We start from the raw sequence: 9283 nt of genomic DNA, 5'->3' as shown, positions 1-9283 counted from the left end.
GAGAGTACTAATTATTAAGATAAAATAAATAATTTTAAAAAGTGTCATAAAAAATATAAAAGTGGTTTCTATATATATGTAAAACGCAAAATACTAGTAGTGAGATTTTTCTATAGAAAATAGATTAAAAATATTGATATATATAAGTAATATTAGGAGGTGATTATAGTAATTATGAAATTTGAGGAAATTTTCAAATCTCAATATACATATGTAGTTAAATATATTATGAAGATTGTTAAAAATCAAGAGATTGCAGAATCTATTGCTCAAGATGTATTTATACAACTATATAAAACTAACTGGAAAGAAATCGAAAATATTAAAGCTTGGCTTATTAAGACATCTATATATAGCTCATATAATCACATTAGGTCAGAAAAAAGGCACGAGTTAAGGATAGAAAAAGCAAGTTTAAATTTAGAAACTATAGATATACAGACATTAGATGATAAATATATTAAGAAAGAAGAAATTGAAGATGTGAGAAGTACGATGAATGAGTTACGAGAACAAGATAAGAAACTTTTAATTTTAAGATACTCAGGATTTAAATACAAAGAAATAGCTGAGATATTAGGCGTGGAAAAGTCTTCTATTGGAACTATGCTTGTACGGGCTCAAAAGAAATTTAAAAAAATCCACACAGAAAGAAAAGGGAGGTAACTGTATGAAATGTTATGAAAGTGGAGAATTACAGGCTTATATAGATGGAGAACTGCCTTTAGATATGATGGAACAAGTTTCAAAGCATTTAGATAAATGTGAAGTTTGCCAACATAAATTTAATGAACTAGTAGAAGTTAATGATTATAAAACTAGCTTAGAAAATCAGGATGACTTAAAAAATAAAATAGATGTTGAATTAGCGTGGAATACATTTAATTCAAAATTAGATAGAAAAAGTAAATTAAACGTAATAAAAGGGAGATTCAATAATATGAATAAAATGAAAAAGTTTAGTACAGTAGCAGCGGCATCATTATTGGTGTTTATAGGTGGATCAGGAGTTGCAATGGCTACATATAATTTATTTTCACAGCATGTACTAGAAGATGATGTTGTGAATAAAGGGTTAGTGCGTGAAGATGGATCTGTAGTAGACTCTACAAAAGAAGGTAAATTTAAGCCTTTAGATATTAAAATTAAAGACAAAGATATTATAGTACACTTAACAGGAGTATATATCGCTGAAAGTCGTGTATCTGTAAATTATAAAATAGAAACTGTAAATGGAAATTTAGCACCTATCGAATACGATACAGAAGGTCTAGAATTAAAAAGTGATGGAATAGTAGATGGAAAACAGGTAGAGGCCCCAGAGGCATATGTAGGAAAAGAGATTTATGAAGGGAAAGAAGTTGACAAAGTATCACAACTCCAGTTTTTAGAATCTAAAGATGGATTACCTTTTGAATTAAAGAAAGGAAACAAATCTTTAGATATTGGGATAAGACAAGTTGGAGCTGAGAATGAAGGTACTATTACATTTGCAGGATTTAATCCTATAGATTATCCTGTTAACTTGGACATTAATATTAGTAAAATTGGGAAAACATCAGGATCTTGGACAGGACAATTAGAAATTAAATCTGAGTAAAACTAATAGAACTGTTAATTTAGGCATAAATTTTCAAAACTATATAAAAGATTATTACACAAGAAAATAGTTATATTATAGAAAACTACATTTAAATTATTATAAAAAATAGCTCAAGGTATTAAATTACCTAGAGCTATTTTTTCAATAACAAAGATTTATTTATTTTTACATTAGAGAAATTAACATAACTGTACCTAATCCAAATGTTGTGAAGTCAAACACAACATGGATAATCCATGGAACAATAATACTATTAGATTTTAATGCAGCAAAGTTGAAAAAAATTCTAACTAATCCTTGGATAAGAAGAGTATGAATAAGTGTGTTTACTAAACTTCCATTAAAATAAGTAGAATAATGCAATAGTCCAAAGCAGATAGAACTTAATATAACTCCAGTTGTTTGTGATAATACTAAGTTCTTAGTTTTTTTGAAGATAAAATTTGCAATAACTAAAAGAATGAAAATACTTATTATTTCTTCAAATAACAAAACAAAAGGTAATGATATAAGTGTCTCTACAAGATGCTCTGACCCTGGGTTTTCCTGTAATGGTAAGTGAAGCACAAGTTTTAATATTAAAGCAGAAATAAAACTAGAAACAAGTGAAATCAAATACCATATAGATATATTTCTAAAAGGTTTTATGGGTTTTGAAAATACGTCTAGAACTCCTTGTTTTCCAAATGTAAAAAACAAACTGGCAATAGATAGCATAGGGACGGACATTATCTTTAATACATATAATCCTGTATTACTAGGATGAATTAAATCAATCTTAAATGTGAGTAATAATAGTGCCAATGATAATAGTACAGGAAAAAGTTTAATTTGATATTTTGTTATAAGTTGATTCATAATATACACCTCTTTTTCATTTGCTTAATAAACAAATATTTTATTTAAGAAGATCTAAAATTTAATATAGTGCATTTAACAGGTTAAACTATTTTTATATTTGTGTATCTAGTGAGTTTATTCTAAGCTTTTAATCTTTCCAAAAGATTTCTAAAGTATTTCCTAATTATTATTTTTTTATGATATAAAAAAATCGCACCATTTAATGTGATGCGACCTCAATTTCTTCTACTCTATCGATATATAAATTATAAGAAAGTCCTATAATAACTAATATACCTCCAACAACTTGCCAAATAGATATTTTTCCTGATAAAATAAAATCTAAAATTATTCCAGTGAATAGTTGCCCCACAAATAACAATAAAGTTAAATAAAATGATGAAACTTTAGATGATAAAAACACTTGTAAAGATACTACAGCCACACCAACAAGACCTCCAGTATAAGCAAGCCAATTAGCATCGTAAGAAGTAGATGCTAACAATTTAGAAGTCTCACCGCTTATAAATAATATTAATATTGAACCAGCGAGACCAAATATATAATTAAATAGTGTGCTTTGGTAAACTCCTAACTTTTCAGATAAAACAAAGTTTACAGACCTTGAGATCACATTTGAAATTCCAGATAATATAGCTATTAGTGCATAAAACATAAAAAATACCTCCTTATTATAATGTCATAATAAAAATACCTAAGATTATTATTCCTAACCCTATTATTTTTTTCTTTTCAAATTTATTGATTACTAAGTCAAAGTATCCAAAGTGATCGATAACAATTGATGTGACTAGCTGACCTAATAAAGCCAGTGAGACAGTAAGAGATACACCAAGATTTGTAAAACTAATATTAGTAAACAGGACAGTCAATATACCTATAAGGCCTCCTGAGAACATGTAAAAAGGTATTCCCTTAAGGTTTTTTATCTTAGACTTAGTCACCACAAGTAATATTATAATCCCAATAAGACCTACAAAGTGTATGATGACACTAGAAATATAGTTTCCAGTTGCATTTCCAAGATCTCCATTTAGAACAACCATTATAGATAAAACTACACCTGTTAAAATTGAAATTAAATAATTCATATATTTTACCTCCATGCTAGATTAATAAATAATATAACATAGAAAAAAAGTATTAATAATGACATATGTCATATATATAGATATAATTTTTATGTACGTTTATGAAAGGGGTGTTTATATGAAAAAAATAGATGACAGGTTTATTATAAAAACGTTTTATAATAAGTTTAAAATAGATGAATTGTTTGAAAAAGATATGAGTGATGACATAAAACTTCTTAGGTTTGAAAAAAACGAGTATTTATGTAGAGAAGGGGAGGAGTTAGAATATTTTCTTTTTTTAGTTGAAGGAAAAGCTAAAGTATTTAAAACATTGCCAAATGGAAAGTCTTCCCTTCTTAGTTTTTATAATTCACTTGGAGTTATAGGAGACTTAGAATTTATAAATGAAGAAGTAGCATCAGGAACATTGCAAGCACTAAGTACATGTAATTGTTTAGCCATACCTATGGATATAGCTAGAGTTAAGCTTATAAATGATTGTAAGTTTTTAAGATTTTCTTGTTTGCGCTTAGCAGAAAAATTAGCTGACATAAGTACGAGTAGCTCTATAAACTTGCTGTATCCACTTGAAAATAGATTAGCAAGCTACATAAATGAGTTAATGATAGAACCTAATTCTGAAATAGAATATGTAGATTTTGATGAAAGTTTATCAGGGGTAGCAGAAAATCTAGGAAGTAGTTATAGACATTTATTAAGAACTCTAAACTTATTGATTGAAAAGAATATTTTAGATAAAGATAAATTAGGATATAAGGTTATAGATAAAAACAAACTAGCAGATTTAGCTGGAGATTTGTATAAGGCTGTATATTTTGAGTAGGGGTATGTATAGATTAATACATATTTTTCAAAAATAATGATTGACATTTTAAAATAAAAGGCATACTATAATGTAAAATAATATTAAAACTTCAGTGAAGGGAAGAGTAAAATTTACTAAGTATCCAAAGCGAGTGGAGGGTGGTGAAAGCTCCATGAGAAAAGTAATATTGAAAGACATCCCAGAGAAACTTATCTGAAATAAAGTAGGATGAGTCGGGTTACACCGTTATATGTAATAAGAGATGGCTTAGAGTTATTTAACTTTAGTCAAGTAGAATGGCACCGTGAATATAGCTTTCACTTCTATCATAGAAGTGAAAGCTTTTTTTATTTTTTATAGAATAGGGCCCATTCTATGGAACTATTTTGCTTGATAAAGTTATAATATAAGTCAAAAAGGGTGGTACCGCGAATCTTCGCCCCTTGGGATTAATATCTCAAGGGGATTTTTTAATACTTTTAAATTACAAGGAGGATTAATAACATGAAAAGAATTTTGATAAATAAATTAAATAATTATATAGAAAATGAAGTTAAAATTGAAGGATGGATACATCGTATAAGAGCTTTAAAATCAATAACATTTGTAATATTAAGAGATAGAACTGGATTAGTTCAATGTGTTATTGATAATAAATTGATTAATTCAGAAGATATAAAATTAGAATCAGTTGTATCTATAAAAGGTATAGTTAAAGAGAGTAATAATAAACTAAATAACTTTGAAATTGAAGTTAGAAAATTTGAAGTAATTAGCAAATGTAAAGATGAATTACCAATTGAAATAAATAAAGAAGATTTAAATATAAATCTAGTTACCATGCTAAATAACAGGGTTTTAAGTTTAAGACATGAAAAAATAAATGCTATTTTTAAAGTACAAAATGTAATTGTTAATGGGTTTAGAGAATACTTGATGGATGAAGGTTTTACTGAAATATTCACACCAAAACTTGTTTCAGAAGGGGCTGAAGGTGGAACTGAAGTTTTTGAAGTTAAGTACTTTGAGGATAAAGCATATCTAGCTCAAAGCCCACAATTTTATAAACAGATGATGGTTGCAGCTGGATTTGAAAAAGTATTTGAAATTGGGCATGTTTATAGAGCTGAACAACATGATACAAACAGACATTTAAATGAATATGTAAGTATGGACTTAGAGTTTGGATTTATTGAAAATGAAGAAGATATTATGAAGTTAGAAGAAGAGTTCTTAAAATTTATAATAAATAAATTAGAAAAAGAAACTCAAAAGTATTTAAATTTACTAAACGTAGAACTTCCAAATGTAAATGGAAGTATTCCAAGGATAAAATTTAGTAAGGCTATAGAGATTTTAAAAGAAGAATATAATAAAACAAATTTAGAAAATGATTTAGATCCAGAGGCAGAAAAATTGCTATGTGAATATGCTAAAGAAAAGTTAGGAAGTGATTTTATATTTGTAACTCACTATCCAAGGGTAAAAAGACCAATGTATACTATGCCATGTGGAGAAAATGAAACACATAGCTTTGACTTACTATTTAGAGGAATTGAGATTACTACAGGAGGTCAAAGAATTCATGATTATGATATGTTAATAAATAATATAAAATATAAAGGTTTAAATCCTGAAAACTATCTAAGTTATACTGAGGTATTTAAATATGGTGTTCCTAAACATGGTGGATTAGCAATAGGGTTAGAACGAATCGTTAGTAAAATATTAGGACTTGAAAATGTAAGAGAAGCAACGCTTATAACAAGAGACAGACATAGGCTGATACCATAAATTAAGTTTATAAAGGCGTTATCTATAAATAAGATAACGCCTTTCATTAAACATTTTATATTAAATACGACATGAGGGAACTTTTTAATATTATTTAATTTGATACTAGGTACTTCTTATTTTTAATAATAAATTTAATAAAGATTACTAGACCTATTAGAGTAACTAATCCACCAGATATTAAATAAAATGCAATCTCCAAGTTAGTAATATTAGTTACCTTTATATTTAACGTACCAGCAAAATAACTTATAGCTATAAAAATACCTGCAAATAAGTTATTTAGTGAATGTACTGAGATGGATACTACTAAATTATTATATTTTTTATATAGTACACAGCAAGCAATACCAAAGGCTATAGCCCCTAACATCCCTAAAGTTTCGTGGCCAAGTCCAAATATTAAAGAAGATACAATTGATGAAAAAATAAAACTAAATCTCATGTTGAGTCTTTTAAAAAGAACTCTTCTAAAAACTATTTCTTCTAAAATTGGAGCTAATATCACTAATACAATAAGAAGAAGTATCAAGTCCATAAAATTAGTTGGATTTCCCCAAGAATCATTTAAAAGTTCTAAAGCTTTGTTTTGATTAGCAATTGCTAAAATTCCAATACTTAAATTAGCTAGACCAAAAGATAAAAATATCTGAGTACATACCACTTTTAATATTTCTTTTGTATTAGAGACTTTTTTGAAGTTATAAAATCGTTCTTTTAATAAGTTTGAATTTACCTTACCTGATATTAATGTTATGACTAGTATTGATAAAAACATAATAAAAGCAAATTGTATATTACTTAAGGCCATGCCAAAACTTGATAACGAATATAGTATTTCTCCCAAAGAGACTAAAAAGGTTGTTCCAAACCATATTAGAGCCATTTTCCAAATCTTAATTTCTTTCATTACGTCCCCCTTAAAACTTTTGATATTTGATAATTACTTAATTACAAAAACTGGATATATTTAATTATACTATTAATTAATATGTAAGGTATATTTTAAAAATAACTAATGTAACTTTATATAAATGCGACATGAGGGAACTTATTTTAATTTGAAATATTATCTTTTTTACTAAGTTTTTGGTAAAATATAACATCGAGGGAGGTTTAAAATGAAAAAGACAATTAATAATTTATTTATTGCGGGGTTTATATTTTATGTTTTATTTACATCATAATCGGGACAAGTTTAGCATTTGAATGTATTCAGTATATACTAGGGTTAGGGGCTACGGATACAACTGATATAATTACAAATACTGTTGGAGGCCTTATTGGAATAGGGATTTATATAGTAATTGAAAAGTTATTTAAAAATAAAGTTAAAGTGAAAAACTTCGTAACGATCTGCAGTACGGTTGTTATGGTTTTTGTTGGGATTTTACTAACTGGAATAGTAATGTATAACTAGAATTTTTACATACAAATTAAAAAATCGAAGTATTAAAATATATATTTTGAGTAGCAAAAAGAGCAATTTAAATATTGCTCTTTTTACTTATAAACCTATATAATCTAAAAAACTATTTTTTTAATACAGGAACATAAATATCCATAACTGTATCCTTTCTAAAGTGGCATCTCTCATCATAAAACTCAAAATCTATCTTACCCTCATCAAATACATAATCACTTTTACTAAACCAATCTTCAAATATATATTTCCAAGTAGCTTTTATTGTTTTTGCAAAATCATTTTGAGATGAATCGTTGCTTGTATCTACTGGTGGAGTTGTAAAAACGGCATATGTCGCTTCTGGAATTTCTATGGTAATCATATCTTCTGAAACAGATTCAAAGTCATTAACTATTACACCCATAAGGTATATAGCATCTCCATTTTTATCATTAGATGGGATGAACACACCAACTTCACCATGTTTGTTTGGGTTTAGAATTTCATACATTTTGCTTTCTAAATTTTCTCCACTGTAATTACTCCAAAATGAAGCAATATCTTTAGTAAAATTTCCATTTGAAATGTTTGTTTGTATACCATACCCTGCAACTTTAAATGCAGGTTTACTTACAATAACAGGATTCATAATATAACCTCCAATTTTATATACTAATTCTTTGTTGAAATAATAGTCCTCCATACGTTTTATATACTGTGTAGGAGTAAATCCATATTCTTTTTTGAATGCTTTTGAAAATCCATTATGTGTATCGAAGCCATATTCCAAAGCTACATCTATAATTCTATTTCCATCAAATAACTTTGTAGCTGCCAATGATAATCTTCTTTTTTTAACATAGTCCATCAAAGTCATACCTTGGCAAATATTAAATATTCTACAAAAATGAAAAGTTGAATATCCACATTTATTTGCAATTAAATCTGGTGTTAGTTCGCTATTTATATTTTCTTCTATGAATTCAATACACTGTGATATAACATCACTATAGTTCAATGCTAGCACCTACCTTCATCACGTGATAATTAAAGTATAGTAACTAAACTAAGGGTATGTTGTTCCTAAATTGCTATGTTCTAAACTTCTTTATTTTATTATACAGTTTAAATAAATATATAACTGATTGAATATAAATACGAAATTATGTATACTTTCTATATCTAAAATATGATGTAAGGTTATAAAGTAAAAAACGCTTAAAATACTTTAATTGTACTTTAAGCGTTAATAAGAAATTAGTATCTAAATAATACTATTCTTGTTTTGTGACCCAATAATGTTCCATCAATATATATTTCTTTGCTATTAACATCTAGACCTAGTTCAGCATCTAATATATCTGAAAATCCTATGTCTATTTTAGGATTTTGAGGGCTCAGATCTACATTAACAATTCTTATACCATATAAAGCTACAGCTACTTTAAATTTTAACTCAGCTATATTTACATCTATATCCCAAGATAATAGACCCCATGATCCTTTATATGCGCCAAGCATAGGTAATTCCATAAGCTCAGTACATGTTGGCGCAGTTAAAAATATTTTTTGATCACAAGTAGTTTCCAATTTTACTTCCATAATAAAACACCTCATATTAAAATTTGCTTTAAATTTAAAGCTAATATATGATATGACAAATTACGACAATTTGTGACAATAAATGAAAATATTTTAAATTATAATTATAAAAAATATTA

The 9283-nt window shown here is 27.1% G+C and carries 11 protein-coding genes and 1 other annotated feature; of the genes, 5 read left to right on the top strand and 6 right to left on the bottom strand.

Annotated elements, in window-relative coordinates; genetic code table 11:
- The first annotated feature begins 174 nt into the window (after positions 1-174).
- Both VN21_RS09755 and VN21_RS09750 read left to right on the top strand, forming a co-directional pair.
- On the top strand, positions 175-666 hold the full coding sequence (locus tag VN21_RS09755; RefSeq protein ID WP_046823094.1) for an RNA polymerase sigma factor SigX: 492 nt from the start codon (positions 175-177) through the stop codon (positions 664-666).
- Positions 667-670: 4 nt separating this feature from the next.
- The gene (locus VN21_RS09750) at positions 671-1600 is read left to right on the top strand and encodes an anti-sigma factor family protein (protein ID WP_046823093.1); all 930 of its coding nucleotides are present in this window, start codon (positions 671-673) and stop codon (positions 1598-1600) included.
- 168 nt (positions 1601-1768) lie between these two features.
- Here VN21_RS09750 and VN21_RS09745 read toward each other — a convergent pair whose 3' ends face one another.
- The 3 genes from VN21_RS09745 to VN21_RS09735 form a co-directional block, all read right to left on the bottom strand.
- Positions 1769-2461 (bottom strand): CPBP family glutamic-type intramembrane protease, encoded by a 693-nt coding sequence (locus tag VN21_RS09745; protein WP_052952032.1) that lies wholly within the window; start codon positions 2459-2461, stop codon positions 1769-1771.
- A 202-nt stretch (positions 2462-2663) separates the two neighbouring features.
- On the bottom strand, positions 2664-3119 hold the full coding sequence (locus VN21_RS09740) for a DMT family transporter (RefSeq protein ID WP_046823092.1): 456 nt from the start codon (positions 3117-3119) through the stop codon (positions 2664-2666).
- A 16-nt stretch (positions 3120-3135) separates the two neighbouring features.
- Positions 3136-3555, bottom strand: coding sequence for a DMT family transporter (locus VN21_RS09735; protein ID WP_046823091.1), 420 nt, complete (start codon positions 3553-3555; stop codon positions 3136-3138).
- Positions 3556-3673: 118 nt separating this feature from the next.
- On the opposite strand from VN21_RS09735, the gene VN21_RS09730 reads away from it, so the two are divergent.
- Positions 3674-4381, top strand: a complete 708-nt coding sequence (locus tag VN21_RS09730) for a cyclic nucleotide-binding domain-containing protein (protein ID WP_046823090.1) — start codon at positions 3674-3676, stop codon at positions 4379-4381.
- Positions 4382-4466: 85 nt separating this feature from the next.
- Positions 4467-4691, top strand: a binding site (T-box leader).
- Positions 4692-4867: 176 nt separating this feature from the next.
- Positions 4868-6157 (top strand): aspartate--tRNA(Asn) ligase, encoded by a 1290-nt coding sequence (aspS, locus tag VN21_RS09725; RefSeq protein ID WP_046823089.1) that lies wholly within the window; start codon positions 4868-4870, stop codon positions 6155-6157.
- 94 nt (positions 6158-6251) lie between these two features.
- On the opposite strand, the gene VN21_RS09720 is transcribed toward aspS, so the two are convergent.
- Positions 6252-7067: a CPBP family intramembrane glutamic endopeptidase gene (locus VN21_RS09720; RefSeq protein WP_046823088.1), complete on the bottom strand. Its 816-nt coding sequence runs from the start codon at positions 7065-7067 to the stop codon at positions 6252-6254.
- A gap of 234 nt (positions 7068-7301) precedes the next feature.
- Here VN21_RS09720 and VN21_RS19475 point away from each other — a divergent pair, with 234 nt between their 5' ends.
- Positions 7302-7577 (top strand): VanZ family protein, encoded by a 276-nt coding sequence (locus VN21_RS19475; RefSeq protein WP_084822062.1) that lies wholly within the window; start codon positions 7302-7304, stop codon positions 7575-7577.
- Positions 7578-7689: 112 nt separating this feature from the next.
- Here the strand turns inward: VN21_RS19475 and VN21_RS09715 are convergent, their stop codons facing one another.
- Positions 7690-8589, bottom strand: a complete 900-nt coding sequence (locus VN21_RS09715) for an AraC family transcriptional regulator (RefSeq protein WP_334290931.1) — start codon at positions 8587-8589, stop codon at positions 7690-7692.
- Between the two features lie 230 nt (positions 8590-8819).
- On the bottom strand, positions 8820-9164 hold the full coding sequence (locus VN21_RS09710; protein WP_046823086.1) for a hypothetical protein: 345 nt from the start codon (positions 9162-9164) through the stop codon (positions 8820-8822).
- Positions 9165-9283: the final 119 nt, after the last annotated feature.

Origin of the sequence: Paraclostridium benzoelyticum, from assembly GCF_001006285.1 — a bacterium.
Taxonomy (GTDB): domain Bacteria; phylum Bacillota; class Clostridia; order Peptostreptococcales; family Peptostreptococcaceae; genus Paraclostridium; species Paraclostridium benzoelyticum.
Note: the sequence above shows the minus strand (reverse complement) of the source record. Positions and strands in the feature narration are given on the sequence as shown.

Coding starts and splice junctions, on each gene's coding strand:
- VN21_RS09755 (WP_046823094.1), top strand. CDS start 175: ATGAAATTTGAGGAAATTTTCAAATCTCAATATACATATGTAGTTAAA.
- VN21_RS09735 (WP_046823091.1), bottom strand. CDS start 3,555: ATGAATTATTTAATTTCAATTTTAACAGGTGTAGTTTTATCTATAATG.
- VN21_RS09730 (WP_046823090.1), top strand. CDS start 3,674: ATGAAAAAAATAGATGACAGGTTTATTATAAAAACGTTTTATAATAAG.
- VN21_RS09740 (WP_046823092.1), bottom strand. CDS start 3,119: ATGTTTTATGCACTAATAGCTATATTATCTGGAATTTCAAATGTGATC.
- aspS (WP_046823089.1), top strand. CDS start 4,868: ATGAAAAGAATTTTGATAAATAAATTAAATAATTATATAGAAAATGAA.
- VN21_RS09720 (WP_046823088.1), bottom strand. CDS start 7,067: ATGAAAGAAATTAAGATTTGGAAAATGGCTCTAATATGGTTTGGAACA.
- VN21_RS09710 (WP_046823086.1), bottom strand. CDS start 9,164: ATGGAAGTAAAATTGGAAACTACTTGTGATCAAAAAATATTTTTAACT.
- VN21_RS09750 (WP_046823093.1), top strand. CDS start 671: ATGAAATGTTATGAAAGTGGAGAATTACAGGCTTATATAGATGGAGAA.
- VN21_RS09745 (WP_052952032.1), bottom strand. CDS start 2,461: ATGAATCAACTTATAACAAAATATCAAATTAAACTTTTTCCTGTACTA.